The organism is Polaribacter marinaquae (assembly GCF_038019025.1).
GTDB lineage: Bacteria > Bacteroidota > Bacteroidia > Flavobacteriales > Flavobacteriaceae > Polaribacter > Polaribacter marinaquae.
Genome location: NZ_CP150496.1, coordinates 79,169 through 93,067, shown reverse-complemented (window position 1 = coordinate 93,067; position 13,899 = coordinate 79,169). Strand labels below are relative to the sequence as shown.

Annotated in this window: 15 protein-coding genes; 10 read left to right on the top strand and 5 right to left on the bottom strand. The window is 29.2% G+C overall.

Features of this window, described 5'->3' with window-relative positions; translation table 11 throughout:
• Window positions 1–102 precede the first annotated feature (102 nt).
• From WG950_RS00420 to WG950_RS00405, 4 genes are read left to right on the top strand one after another with little or no spacing between them, the layout of a single operon-like run.
• Window positions 103–624, top strand: coding sequence for a DUF4199 domain-containing protein (locus tag WG950_RS00420; RefSeq protein ID WP_340933349.1), 522 nt, complete (start codon window positions 103–105; stop codon window positions 622–624).
• Between the two features lie 51 nt (window positions 625–675).
• Complete coding sequence (locus WG950_RS00415) at window positions 676–1,632, top strand: glycosyltransferase family 2 protein (protein WP_340933348.1); 957 nt, start codon at window positions 676–678, stop codon at window positions 1,630–1,632.
• Window positions 1,633–1,674: 42 nt separating this feature from the next.
• Window positions 1,675–3,390 (top strand): phospho-sugar mutase, encoded by a 1,716-nt coding sequence (locus WG950_RS00410; RefSeq protein ID WP_340933347.1) that lies wholly within the window; start codon window positions 1,675–1,677, stop codon window positions 3,388–3,390.
• A complete protein-coding gene (locus WG950_RS00405; protein WP_340933346.1) occupies window positions 3,390–5,219 on the top strand; it encodes an ABC transporter ATP-binding protein in 1,830 nt (609 codons plus the stop codon). Before WG950_RS00410 ends, WG950_RS00405 begins: the two co-directional genes overlap by 1 nt.
• Here WG950_RS00405 and WG950_RS00400 read toward each other — a convergent pair whose 3' ends face one another.
• Both WG950_RS00400 and WG950_RS00395 read right to left on the bottom strand, forming a co-directional pair.
• Window positions 5,220–5,987 (bottom strand): DUF1647 domain-containing protein, encoded by a 768-nt coding sequence (locus tag WG950_RS00400; protein WP_340933344.1) that lies wholly within the window; start codon window positions 5,985–5,987, stop codon window positions 5,220–5,222.
• Between the two features lie 4 nt (window positions 5,988–5,991).
• The gene (locus WG950_RS00395) at window positions 5,992–7,407 is read right to left on the bottom strand and encodes a CCA tRNA nucleotidyltransferase (RefSeq protein ID WP_340933342.1); all 1,416 of its coding nucleotides are present in this window, start codon (window positions 7,405–7,407) and stop codon (window positions 5,992–5,994) included.
• A gap of 133 nt (window positions 7,408–7,540) precedes the next feature.
• Between WG950_RS00395 and WG950_RS00390 the strand changes: the two genes are divergently transcribed.
• Together WG950_RS00390 and WG950_RS00385 are read left to right on the top strand one after the other, a co-directional pair.
• The gene (locus tag WG950_RS00390; protein WP_340933339.1) at window positions 7,541–8,344 is read left to right on the top strand and encodes an alpha-1,2-fucosyltransferase; all 804 of its coding nucleotides are present in this window, start codon (window positions 7,541–7,543) and stop codon (window positions 8,342–8,344) included.
• Entirely contained in the window at window positions 8,341–9,087 is a 747-nt protein-coding gene (locus WG950_RS00385; RefSeq protein WP_340933337.1) for a glycosyltransferase family 25 protein, read from the top strand. The genes WG950_RS00390 and WG950_RS00385 overlap by 4 nt, the downstream gene beginning before the upstream one ends.
• Here WG950_RS00385 and WG950_RS00380 read toward each other — a convergent pair.
• A complete protein-coding gene (locus WG950_RS00380; RefSeq protein ID WP_340933336.1) occupies window positions 9,084–9,839 on the bottom strand; it encodes a glycosyltransferase family 2 protein in 756 nt (251 codons plus the stop codon). The two genes, WG950_RS00385 and WG950_RS00380, sit on opposite strands and share 4 nt — an antisense overlap.
• Before the next feature lie 13 nt (window positions 9,840–9,852).
• The gene (locus tag WG950_RS00375) at window positions 9,853–10,668 is read right to left on the bottom strand and encodes a 2,3,4,5-tetrahydropyridine-2,6-dicarboxylate N-succinyltransferase (protein ID WP_077809640.1); all 816 of its coding nucleotides are present in this window, start codon (window positions 10,666–10,668) and stop codon (window positions 9,853–9,855) included.
• 120 nt (window positions 10,669–10,788) lie between these two features.
• Here WG950_RS00375 and ruvX point away from each other — a divergent pair, with 120 nt between their 5' ends.
• The 4 genes from ruvX to mazG all read left to right on the top strand — a co-directional run bounded on the left by ruvX (window position 10,789) and on the right by mazG (window position 13,214).
• The gene (gene ruvX / locus WG950_RS00370) at window positions 10,789–11,199 is read left to right on the top strand and encodes a Holliday junction resolvase RuvX (protein WP_340933333.1); all 411 of its coding nucleotides are present in this window, start codon (window positions 10,789–10,791) and stop codon (window positions 11,197–11,199) included.
• 140 nt (window positions 11,200–11,339) lie between these two features.
• A complete protein-coding gene (gene def / locus WG950_RS00365; RefSeq protein WP_077809642.1) occupies window positions 11,340–11,930 on the top strand; it encodes a peptide deformylase in 591 nt (196 codons plus the stop codon).
• 29 nt (window positions 11,931–11,959) lie between these two features.
• Window positions 11,960–12,376 (top strand): DUF5606 domain-containing protein, encoded by a 417-nt coding sequence (locus WG950_RS00360; protein ID WP_077809643.1) that lies wholly within the window; start codon window positions 11,960–11,962, stop codon window positions 12,374–12,376.
• Window positions 12,377–12,434: 58 nt separating this feature from the next.
• Entirely contained in the window at window positions 12,435–13,214 is a 780-nt protein-coding gene (gene mazG / locus WG950_RS00355) for a nucleoside triphosphate pyrophosphohydrolase (protein WP_340933327.1), read from the top strand.
• A 46-nt stretch (window positions 13,215–13,260) separates the two neighbouring features.
• Here mazG and WG950_RS00350 read toward each other — a convergent pair whose 3' ends face one another.
• Entirely contained in the window at window positions 13,261–13,842 is a 582-nt protein-coding gene (locus WG950_RS00350; protein ID WP_340933326.1) for a fasciclin domain-containing protein, read from the bottom strand.
• Window positions 13,843–13,899 lie beyond the last annotated feature (57 nt).

The window sequence follows — 13,899 nt, the reverse complement described above, 5'->3', positions numbered from 1 at the left end:
ATACTAATATATTGTTGCGATAGAAATATAAAAAAAAATTAAAATTTTATACTATCTCATCGAAATGAATATATTTGTATAACTAACTAATCAAAAAAACAAATGGACAATCAAGCAAACAGTAAAAGTATTATTCTAAACTATGGACTAATTTTAGGTATAGCAGGAGTTCTAGTAAATTTAACCATTTATGCAATGGGTATGCACTTGAACCCTCATTGGTCTGTATCTATACTACAAGGTGCATTATTAATTGGTTTTATTTTAGTGTCTATAAAAAAATATAAAGAAGCTAATGGTGGTTTCTTATCATGGGGACAAGGTGTTAAAGTTGGTGTTGGTGTAGCAATAGTAGCAGGTTTAATTGGTGTTATTTATAGTTATTTGTTTATGACTTTTTTAGAGCCAGATTTTATGAATCAAATGATGGAAGTGCAAAACCAAACAATGCTAGACCAAGGAATGACAGATGAGCAAATAGAAGCTGCAAATGAAATGAGTAAAAACTTTCAATCTCCTGGTATAATTGCTGCTTTTGCAATTATTGGTAGTGCAATCGGTGGTTTTATAGTTTCTGCAATTGCTGCAGCAATCATGAAAAAATCTGAAGAAGAAACTTACTAAATTTTAAATTTATAAGTTTAATTTTACAACTTATAACATTATATATTAAATATGGATATTTCGGTAGTAATACCACTTCTTAACGAAGAAGAATCTTTAGATGAATTATACAATTGGATTGCAAAAGTTATGCAATCCAATTGTTATTTATATGAAGTAATTTTTATTGATGATGGTAGTACAGATGCTTCTTGGAAAACTATAGAAAAACTAGCCAAAGAACACGAACCTGTTAAAGGAATTCGTTTTCAAAAAAATTATGGGAAATCTCAGGCTTTAGACGCTGGTTTTGAAATGGCAAAGGGTGCTGTTGTGATTACTATGGATGCTGATTTACAAGACAATCCAGAAGAAATACCAGAATTGTATAATCTTATAATTAAAGAAGATTTCGACCTAATTTCTGGGTGGAAAAAGAAACGTTACGACAACGTTGTTACTAAAAATATTCCTTCAAAACTTTTTAATGCTGCTGCAAGAAAAACATCTGGCTTAAAATTACACGATTTTAATTGTGGATTAAAAGCTTATAAGAATGAAGTTATTAAATCGGTAAAAGTTAGCGGAGAAATGCACAGATACATTCCTGTTTTAGCTAAAAATGAAGGTTTTACAAAAATTGGAGAAAAAGTTGTACAACACCAAGCAAGAAAATACGGAGAAACAAAGTTTGGAATGGACAGATTTGTTAACGGATTTTTAGATTTAATTACAATCTCATTCCTTTCTAAATTCGGCAAAAGACCAATGCACTTTTTTGGACTTTGGGGAACTTTTATGTTTTTATTTGGTACAACAACCGCATTTTATATTGGTGCAGTTAAATTATATAAAGTTTTTAATGGCATCAAAACCATCTTAGTAACAGATAATCCTTGGTTTTACATTGCACTAACTTCTATGATATTAGGAACCTTATTATTTTTAGCTGGTTTTATAGGTGAACTTATTATAAAAACCAAAACCAATGAAAAACACTACTCAATTAAAGAAAAACTAAATTTCTAACTGTATATTTGTAATTAAGTATCAATTAAAAATCAAACCAAAATGAGCGAAATATTAGAAAAAGCAAAACAATGGTTAACACCTACATTCGATAAAGAAACACAAGATCAAATTCAGAAATTAATTAGTGAAAACTCATCTGAATTAACTGATAGTTTTTACAAAGACATGGAGTTTGGTACTGGTGGAATGCGTGGTGTAATGGGCGCAGGAACCAATAGAATAAACAAATATACATTAGGTAGAGCAACACAAGGTTTGTCTAATTACTTAATTGAAAACGTAAATAAAGAGCAAATAAAAGTAGTAATTGCTTATGATTGTAGACATAACAGTAAAAAGTTTGCTAAAATCGTATCAGACGTTTTATCTGCAAATAACATAAAAGTATTCTTGTTCGAAGATTTAAGACCAACACCAGAATTATCTTTTGCTGTAAGACATTTAGATTGTGATGCGGGTATAGTATTAACTGCGTCTCACAATCCGCCAGAATATAATGGTTACAAAGTATATTGGGCAGATGGCGGACAAATTGTACCTCCGCATGATGGCGGAATTATTGGCAAAGTAAACGCTTTAGATTTTTCTGAAATTAATTTTGATGCTAACGAAGATTTAATTGAAACAATTGGTAAAAATGTTGACGCTGTTTTTATTGAAGCATCAGTAAAAAATGGCTCTTTAGCAGAAAATATCAATAGAGATAATTTAAAAATTGTTTTTACTTCTTTACACGGTACTTCTATTGTATCTGTGCCAGATGCTTTGGCTAAAGCTGGGTATACAGATGTTCATATCGTAGAAGAACAAAGAGTTCCTAATGGCGATTTTCCAACGGTAAAATCTCCGAACCCAGAAGAACCAGAAGCCTTAAAAATGGCTACAGATTTGGCTAATAAGATAGATGCTGATATTGTTATTGGTACAGATCCTGATTGCGACAGATTAGGTGTTGCAGTTAGAGATACTAACGGCAAAATGAAGTTATTAAATGGTAACCAAACTATGGTTTTAATGACTGAATTCCTTTTAAAGAAATGGAAAGAAGAAGGTAAAATGAACGGTAAACAATTTGTAGGTTCTACTATTGTTTCTACTGAATTGGTTAACGACGTAGCTGCAAATTATAATGTTGAAACTAAAATTGGTTTAACAGGTTTTAAATGGATTGCCAAAATGGTGAAAGATTTTCCAGAACTTGATTTTATTGGTGGTGGAGAAGAAAGTTTCGGATACATGGTTGGCGGCTTCGTAAGAGATAAAGATGCAGTTACGGCTACATTATTAGCTTGTGAAATTGCTGCTTACGCAAAACAAAATGGTAGCTCTTTCTACGAAGAATTATTAAATATTTATGTTGATAATAAATTCTATAAAGAACATTTAATTTCTATTGTTAAAAAAGGAATGGATGGAGCCGCAGAAATTCAGCAAATGTTAAGCGACATGCGTAATAATCCTTTATCAGAAATTGATGGCGAAAAAGTAGAATCTTTATCAGATTATCAAGCTTCAACTAAAAAGAACTTAATTACTGGTGAGGTATCTAAAATTAACATACCAAAATCTAATGTTTTAATTTATCAAACAGCAAACGGAACAAGAATTGCGGCTAGACCAAGTGGAACAGAGCCTAAAATTAAATTTTACTTTAGTGTAAATTCTTCTCTTGATACAAAAGAAAATGCAGAAAAAGTAGAAGCTGAATTAGATGCTAAAATTCAACGAATTATTAAAGAAATGAAATTAAATTAATGGGATATTTTAAGGACATTTTAAAATACGAAAAGAAGTATAGAAAATTTACAGTTTTAAATATACTTTTTAATATACTTTATGCTATTTTTAATGTACTTTCTGTATTAGCATTTATTCCGGTATTAGGTATACTTTTTAGCACAAACAAAGAAGTTTTAAAAAAACCTACTTACCAAGGAATTACTAAAATTGGAGACTTTTTAAAAGAAAGTTTTTATCATTTTATTTCAGAAAAAATAGAAAACGAAGGCAATATAAAAACATTAGTTTTTATTTGCCTTTTGGCTATTTCTTTGTTTTTTCTAAAAAACTTATTTAGATATTTAGCATCGTATGTAATTACATTTTTAAGGACAGGTGTTGTAAAAGATTTAAGAGACAATTTATATCATAAAATTGTAGAGTTACCTGTTTCGTATTTTTCTGAAAAAAGAAAAGGAGACATTATTGCTAGAATGACTTCTGATGTTCAAGAGGTTGAAAATTCTATATTAACTTCTATAGAAACAATTGTTAGAGAACCTTTAACGGTAATTATTGCTATTTCTTTAATGCTTTTTATGAGCGTTAAATTAACCTTATTTGTTTTTATTTTACTACCTGTTTCTGGTTTTATAATTTCTTCAATAAGTAAAAAGCTAAAAGCAAATTCTATTAAAGCTCAAAAAGAAACTGGTAATTTTTTATCATTTATAGAAGAAACCTTAACAGGTTTAAGAATTATTAAAGGCTTTAACGCAGAAAATGTTATTGCAAATAAATTTAAAAACTCAACTTTAAAGTTTAAGGAGTTGATGACTAATGTAATTCATCGACAAACATTAGCATCTCCTATGAGCGAGTTTTTAGGGTCTGCAACAATAATTGCGATTCTTTGGTATGGTGGTACAGAGGTTTTGTCTAACAAAAGCTCTCTAAAACCTGATGAATTTATGGGTTATATTGTTTTGTTTTATACTGTTTTAAATCCTATAAAATTAATTACAACCACTTTTTATAACATACAAAAGGGTGAAGCTTCTGCAGAAAGAATTATGTCTGTTTTAAATACTGAAAATAGTATAAAAGATATACCAAATGCTCTGCAAAAAAATGCTTTTTCTTCAGAAATTGAATTTAAAAACATTTCATTTAAATATAAAGACGATTATGTTTTAAAAGATTTTTCTTTAACTATTAATAAAGGAGAAACAGTTGCTTTGGTTGGACAATCTGGTAGCGGAAAATCTACATTAGCAAACCTAATAACTCGTTTTTATGATGTAAATAAAGGTGAAGTTTTATTGGACAATAACAACATTAAAAATATCACTAAAAAATCTTTAAGAGATTTAATGGGAATTGTTTCTCAAGATTCAATTCTTTTTAATGATACAATAGCTAATAATATAAAGTTAGGAACTCAAGACGCCACAGATTCGGCAATATTAGAAGCTGCAAAAATTGCAAATGCAGATGAGTTTATTCAAAATTTACCCGAAAAATACGATACTAATATTGGTGATAGTGGTAATACGCTTTCTGGCGGACAAAAACAGCGTTTGTCTATTGCTAGAGCCGTTTTAAAAAATCCGCCAATAATGATTTTAGATGAAGCTACTTCTGCCCTAGATACAGAATCTGAACAACTAGTTCAATTAGCTTTAGAAAAAATGATGCAAAACAGAACATCTTTAGTAATTGCACACAGATTGTCTACTATTCAAAAAGCAGATAAAATTGTGGTACTTAAAAAAGGGGAAATTGTAGAACAAGGTAAACATGAAGAACTTCTTGCAAAAAAAGGAGAATACTTTAAATTGGTTACAATGCAAAGTTTATCTTAGTTAATCGATATCTTGGTGTGTTTTAAATCCGAATTTTCTATACACCATTTTTCTACCAATTTTAAACATGTTTTTGTAAACTAGTACAGATAATATAGCCTGATCTTGTCTGTGATTTGACCTGCTACTTCCTTCTGGAGCAATACAGGCCTTATTTTTTGCACAGTCACTCCATTTTTTAATTACATTTCTTACAGCTACATTATTATAATTAGCAGCAACACATGCACCGTTTAAATTTCGTTGATTTAATATTTTAGAGTCATTAGAAATACCTAAACAATCTAAAGATTTTTCATGCGTCCATTCAGAAACAATCCCTTTAGAAAAAGGTGAATAAAAACCATACAATTCTATTATCTTTCTAAGAGAATTTAACGGTTTAACAACTTTATTACCGCCATCTAACCAACATACAGAAGTTTTAAATTCATTTAAAACAGTATTAATAATTACAGGTTTCCAAGCATACTCACCAGCATTTACTTTTACATTAAAATATTCTGGATACTTAGCATAATCAAAATCTCTTAACTCGAAGTTTTTAAATTTCGATTTTATTTTTAGAACCTCATCAGAAGTTAAACCAAGGTTGTAAATTATAGTTTTTGTATTTTTTTCATGAACTTTTAAACTTTCTAAAAGCTGATAAAGGCTTTTAAAATGAGAACTATCAGAACCTGTTACGATAACTAATTCTTGTTTACTATCAATAAAAAAAAGTCTAAGATCTAAAAATAAGGTTCTTATTTCTGTAAATAATTTCATGTATTTATACTGAAAGTGTTAAACCCAATTCTTTTCCTTTTTCGATCATAAATTTATAACAAGCATCGTGCTCATTAGGTATTTTACCATCTAAAATAGCTTCTTTGATAGCTTCTTTAATTTGACCAATTTCTCTACATGGTTTTAGATTAAATGCTTCGATAATTTCTTCTCCTGAAATTGGTGGTTGAAAATTACGTACTCTATCTCTCTCTTCTACTTCTTTTATTTTAGCTCTTACAATTTCGAAATTACTATGATATCTTTTAAATTTCTTAGGATTTTTAGTTGTAATATCTGCCTCACAAAGCGTCATTAAATCATTAATATCATCACCGGCATCAAAAACCAAACGTCTCACTGCAGAATCTGTAACATCACTTGCTAAAACGATAGGTCTAGAACTAAGCATTACCATTTTTTTAACAAACTTCATTTTATTATTTAATGGCATTTTTAATCTTTTAAAGATTTTTTGAACCATTTTAGAGCCAACAAATTCATGCGAATGAAATGTCCAACCAACTTTTTTACTAAATCTTTTTGTTGGTGCTTTACCAATGTCATGCAACAAAGCTGCCCAACGAAGCCAAACATCATCTGTATTTTCAGAAATATTATCAACCACTTCTAATGTATGATAAAAATTATCTTTGTGCTTCTGCCCTTCTACCTCTTCTACTCCTTTTAAAGCAATTAATTCTGGTAAAATTTGCTTTAACAATTTTGTTTTTTCTAGTAATAAAAAACCAACAGATGGCTTAGAAGAAGACATAATCTTATTCAACTCATCAACAATTCGTTCTCTAGTAATTATATGTAATCGATCTGCATTTTTTGTTATTGCAGATAACGAATCATGTTCAATTTTAAAATTTAATTGCGTTGCAAAACGAATTGCACGCATCATTCGCAATGGATCATCAGAATACGTAATATCCGGATTTAAAGGGGTTCTTATAATTCCGTTTTCTAAATCCTCCATACCATTAAAAGGATCTAATAATTCACCAAAATTCGATTCATTTAAACTTAAAGCCAAAGCATTAATAGTAAAATCTCTTCTGTTTTGATCATCTTGCAAACTACCTTCGGTAACCTCTGGATTTCTACTTTCTTCTGTATAAGACTCTTTTCTGGCACCAACAAACTCTATTTCTACATCTTTAAAACGTAACATTGCGGTTCCGTAGGTTTTAAAAACCTGAACCTTTGGTTTATTTGGTAATAAACTAGAAACTTTTAGCGCCAAATCGATACCGCTGCCAATTGCAACTACATCAATATCTTTTGCTGTACCTCTTTTTAAAAAAAAGTCTCTAACAAAACCACCAATTACATAACTTTCTACTTGTAGCTCTTTTGATGCTTTAGATATAATATTAAAAATTTCTGATGAGATTGCTTCTGTATACTTCATATTCCTTTAAAAGTGTTCGCAAATTTATTATTTTCTAAGCTTTTAAACAGCAAATTAATCAAAGAAAATTGTAATAACATTTGTACTTTTGCGTATTGCATAAAAAATCACCTTTTTTTACTTAAAATTAACCATGATTATTGTTAGAATACTTGGCGGATTAGGAAACCAAATGTTTCAATATGCGTATGCAAAGTCGCTAGAAATGAAAGGTTACGAAGTGCAATTAGATCTATCTAAAATAAAAAAATACAAATTGCATGGTGGTTATCAATTAGATAAATATAAAATTGATCTAAAAACTGCAAACTCATTCAATTTATTCTTATCAAAAATAAATCCGTTTAAAACCTTAAAAGAAAAGAATTTATTATTCGATAAAAACTTAACCAACTTAAAAGGAAACGAATATTTAAAAGGATATTTTCAGACAGAAAAATATTTTTCTGATATTAGAAGCGAATTAATTCATCAATTTGTACTTAAAGAAGAACTTTCTAACTCTACTAAACTATATAAAACCGAAATTTTAAAATCAGAAACTAGCTGTTCTATACATATTAGGCGCGGTGATTATGTAACAGATTCAAAATCGAACACTATTCACGGAACTTGTAGTTTAGCATATTATAAAGAAGCTATTAAAATCATCAATAAAAAACATTCTAATGTTTCTTTTTTTATTTTTTCTGATGATATCAATTGGACAAAAGATAATTTAGTTATCGAAAATGCTGTTTATATAAACCATAAATGTTTACCACATGAAGACATTTATTTAATGAGCTTATGTAAACATAATATTACAGCAAACAGCAGTTTTTCTTGGTGGGGAGCTTGGTTAAATAGAAATAAAAATAAAACTATAATTGCACCAAGAAATTGGTTTGTAGATAAAGTAAACGAAATTGCTTGCCAAAACTGGATAAAAATATGATGACTTATAAAGTTTACTACATAAATTTAGATAAAAGCTTAGAAAGAAGAAATTTTATGGAAAATCAATTTAAAAAATTGAATATTCCATTAACCAGAATGCCTGCCGTTTATGGTAAAGAATTACCTAAAACATATTTAGAAAAAGCAAAAAAACAACACAATATACTTACTCATTTTCCGTATTTAAACGATGGTGAAATAGGATTAACAAAAACGTATTTTGATCTTTGGAGTATTGTTGCCAAACAAAAAGAAGATTTTGCAATTATTTTAGAAGATGATGCATTATTAACTGATGATTTTTTTGATGATTTAGAAAAAATCTTAATTTCTGCCACTAATAAAGATTTTATTGATATTGCAGGTAGAAAAGGTTTTTTATCTATAGAAAGCAAAGAACTATTGAACAAGTTTGCAATACCTGCTTTACAAACAACAGGGCAAATAATAGGTAAAGATGCTGCTAAATTATTAGCTAAAAACTTAACCACATATTATGCACCAATAGATGTTTTAAAGCAAGATGTATTTAAACACAAAGTAAAAGTTTACACTACTGTTAAAAGTTATGTTAGTAGTAATGATAAAAATGTTGGTGGCACAACCATTCAACAAAAAAGTATGCCGAAAGTTAAAAAGATTTTAAGAGAAATTTTAAGACCAATTTGGCAACTAATTGCATTTTTAACCTATAAAAATTATCGATTTTTTAGGAATATTATCTTTTATAAAAGCAATTAATTTTCTTCAATACCTTTATTTAATAACCATAACTTTATATATCTGGTAAAAACAGAATACGCTAGTATTTTTGATAAAATTAATCCCGTTAATCCGTCTAAAAAACCTAAACGGATTACATAATGTATAAAAAACCTGGCAGTTGGCTTGATTAATAAATGAAAGGCATTTACTTTTTTACCTTTTTTATGAAGTTCTTGAGCTTTTAAAATCGAATAATGATTTATTTTAGCAATAAAATGATTATAATTTCTATAACCAAAATGATCAATTTTATTTTTAAGAAAACCCAACTCACCTTTAGAAACAATAGTTTCATGAACTACACCTCTATATTGACATTTATCTTTTAAAAATAATCGAACTACCTTATCTCTTTGCCAACCACTATAGTTTACTTTTTGATTTGCAAAATAGAAACTTCTACGAACATAAAACCCAACAAAGTTACCCGGATTTTTAACAGCTTCTAAAATTTCTTGTTTTACACTTTCTGTAACACGTTCATCTGCATCTAAAATATAGATCCAATCATAGGAAGCTTGCTGAATAGCAAAGTTTTTTTGAGAAGAAAAATCATCAAACTTTCGCTTGATGATTTTTACATTTAGCTTTTCGGCTATTACTAAAGTTTTATCTGTACTATAAGAATCTATAACAATAATTTCGTCTGCAAAACTTACAGATTTAATTGCATCTGCAATATGAATCTCTTCATTAAGTGTAGGTATTATTGCCGATATTTTTGTCATAGCATATTAAGTCTTAAACAGCTACGTCATATTCACGTAACGCATCGTTTAAAGACGTTTTTTTGTTTGTACTTTCTTTTCTTTTTCCAATAATTAAAGCACAAGGTACATTAAATTCTCCGGCTGCAAACTTTTTTGTATAACTTCCAGGAATTACAACAGAACGTGCAGGAACTCTACCTTTCATCTCTACTGGTTCATCACCTGTAACATCTATAATTTTTGTGCTCATTGTTAACACAACGTTTGCACCTAATACCGCTTCTTTTTCTACATGGACACCTTCTACAACAATACATCTAGAACCTATAAAAGCACCGTCTTCTATAATTACTGGTGCAGCTTGTAATGGTTCTAAAACACCACCAATACCAACACCACCAGATAAGTGAACATTTTTACCAATTTGAGCACAAGAACCAACTGTTGCCCAAGTATCTACCATTGTACCTTCGTCTACATAAGCACCAATATTTACATAACTTGGCATTAAAATAGTTCCGGCAGAGATATAAGCACCGTGTCTTGCTACTGCATTTGGTACAACTCTAATACCTCTTTCTGCAAAGTTTTTCTTTAAAGGAATTTTATCGTGATATTCAAAAATACCTGCTTCTAAAGTTTCCATTTTCTGAATAGGGAAATATAAAACTACTGCTTTCTTTACCCATTCGTTTACCTGCCAACCATCTGTTGTAGGTTCGGCTACTCTTAACTCTCCTTTATCTAATAAATCAACAACTTTTCTAATTGTATCTATCGTGCTTTGCTCTTTTAACAATTCACGGTTTTCCCATGCTGATTCTATAATTTCTCTAATTTCTTTCATTTTAATGGTATAATTTCTGCAAATATAAATGTATCTGTAAAAACTGAAAGCGAAGATACATTTTTTAAACAGATATTTCTGCTTTGTTTAAAAATCGTATTTTTGCTAAAACAATTATAAATGGCTAGAATTTTAGCAATAGATTTTGGAAAAAAAAGAACAGGAGTAGCTGTTACAGATGAATTACAAATAATAGCATCTGGTTTAACAACTATAAATACTGATGAACTTTTGTCCTTTTTAAAAGAATATACGTCTAAAGAAAAAGTAGAACTTATTTTAATAGGAAAACCAAAGCAAATGGACAATACTGATAGCGAAAGTGAAGTCTTAATATTGCCATTTATGAAAAAGTTAGAAAAACTACTACCTCAAATTCCGAAGAAAAGAATAGACGAACGTTTTACATCTAAAATGGCTTTTCAAACGATGATTGATAGCGGAATGAAGAAAAAGCAACGTAGAAACAAAGCCATGATTGACGAAATTAGTGCTACAATTATACTGCAATCTTATCTTTACAATATGTAAAATCGATTTCTTAATTACTTTTAGCTTATTAAATGTTAAAATCGGTTTAAAAATTATTGAATTTTAAAAATTCTCAATTCAAAAATTCGTCAATAGTAATTGTAAATTGTATTTTTGCAAACGTTTTTAAATAAAAATAAATGATATTACCAATTGTTGCGTACGGAGATCCGGTTTTAAGAAAAGTTGCTACAGAGATAACTAAAGATTATCCTGACTTAGAAAAACTAATTACCAATATGAAAGAAACTATGTACAATGCTTCTGGTGTTGGTATAGCAGCTCCTCAAATTGGCAAAGCAATACGTTTATTTGTTATTGATGCATCTCCTTTTGCAGAAGATGAAGAATTATCAGACAAAGATAGAGCTGCATTAAAAGATTTTAATAAAGTTTTTATCAACGCAAAAATTATCGAAGAAGAAGGTGAAGAATGGGTTTTTAATGAAGGTTGTTTAAGTATACCTGATGTTAGAGAAGATGTTATTAGAAAACCTAATATTACTATTGAATATTTAGACGAAAATTTCGAAAAGCATACAGAATCTTTAGATGGTTTAGCAGCAAGAGTTTTTCAACACGAATATGATCATATAGAAGGTATATTGTTTACAGATAAACTTTCTTCATTAAAGAAAAGAATCATCAAAAAGAAATTAGAAAACATTTCTAAAGGAAAAATTAGAGCAGATTATAGAATGCGTTTTCCAAATCAAAAAAAAGGTAAATAGTCTTAATATAAAGACACAAAATATATAACATGGAATTTAATAAAATTATAGCCGTAACAGGTAAAGCAGGTTTATACCAAGTAGTTTCTCAATCTAAAAATGCAATTATTGTTGCTTCTTTAACAGACAACAAACGTATCGCTATTAATGCGACTCAAAATGTTAGTTTGTTAGAAAACATTGCAATTTATACTTACGAAGAAGACATTCCTTTACTACAGGTTTTTAAGGCGATGTTCGAGAAAACAGAAGGTAAAGAAGCTATTTCTCACAAAGAAAGTGGTAAAAAACTAGAAGCATTTTTTGCTGAAGTTTTACCAGATTATGATGCAGAAAGAGTGTATACTTCTAACATTAAAAAAGTAATTCAATGGTTTAACCTTTTGGTTAAAGCTGGTATGGATTTTTCTAAAATAGAAGAAACTTCTGAAGAAAGCGCAGAATAATTTTTAAATTTATTGTTACTGTTTATTTGTAACTCTAAATTTTTACAAATTAATTTATATGAATTCTAGAAAAGAGCAACTAGCCGCATTTAATCGTTTGTTAGATATTATGGATGATCTTCGAGAGAAGTGTCCGTGGGATAAAAAACAAACATTAGAAAGTTTAAGGCATCTTACCATAGAAGAAACATATGAATTAGCAGATGCTATTTTAGACAACGATCTACAAGAAATAAAAAAAGAATTAGGCGATGTGCTTTTGCATATCGTCTTTTATGCTAAAATAGGTAGCGAAAAGAATTCTTTTGATATTGCTGATGTAGCCAATACAATTTCTGACAAATTAATAAATAGACATCCTCATATTTACGGCGATGTAAAAGTTGATAATGAAGAAGATGTAAAAAGAAATTGGGAAAAATTAAAGCTAAAAGAAGGCAATACATCTGTTTTAGAAGGTGTTCCTAAAAGTTTACCTGCAGTTGTAAAAGCAAGTAGAATTCAAGAAAAAGTAGCGGGCGTTGGTTTCGATTGGGAACAACCCGAACAAGTTTGGGAAAAAGTACAAGAAGAACTTGAAGAATTAAACGAAGAGATTAAAGCAGGAAACAAAGAAAATACCGAAAAAGAATTTGGTGACGTCTTATTTTCTATGATAAATTACGCTCGTTTTATTGATGTTAACCCTGAAAATGCTTTAGAGAAAACTAATAAAAAATTTATCAATCGTTTTCAGTTTCTAGAAAAAGCTGCCAAAGACGCTGGTAAAGATCTTTCTGAAATGTCTTTAACCGAAATGGATATTTATTGGGAGAAATCAAAAACATATTTTAAATAAAAAAAGCTCTCAAAATTTGAGAGCTTTTTTATTCTATGCTTTGTAATTACTTAGGCATTACAACGCTATCAATAGCATGTATTACACCGTTAGAAGCTGCAACATCTGCCATTATTACTTTAGACGTGTTTCCTTTTTCATCTTTTAAAATTACACTTTCACCATCTAAAGATGCAACCAACTTACCACCTTGAACAGTAGTTACTTCAAAAGCACCGTTATTAGCTTTTATTGCGGCAACAACAGCTGCTGCATCAAATTTACCAGAAACAACATGGTAAGTCAAAATACTAGTTAAAGTTGCCTTATTTTCTGTTTTCAATAAATTTGCTATCGTTCCTTCTGGTAATTTTGCAAAAGCATCGTTTGTAGGTGCAAATACAGTAAAAGGGCCATCTAAACTTAAAGTACTTACTAAATCTGCTGCTTTTACTGCTGCTACTAAAGTAGAGAAATTTTCATTTCCTACAGCAACTTCAACAATATTTGGTGTTTGCACCTTTTCTTCAACCTTTGCAACTACTTCTTTTTTTACATTATTTACTTCTTCTGTTTTAGCTGATTTACATGATGTAGCAGATAAAAATCCTACAATTGATAATGCTAATAATAAATTTTTTGTCTTCATAATTTGTGTTTTGGTTTTTAATTGTCGTCAAAATTATGAAAACAAAATAGTAAATAG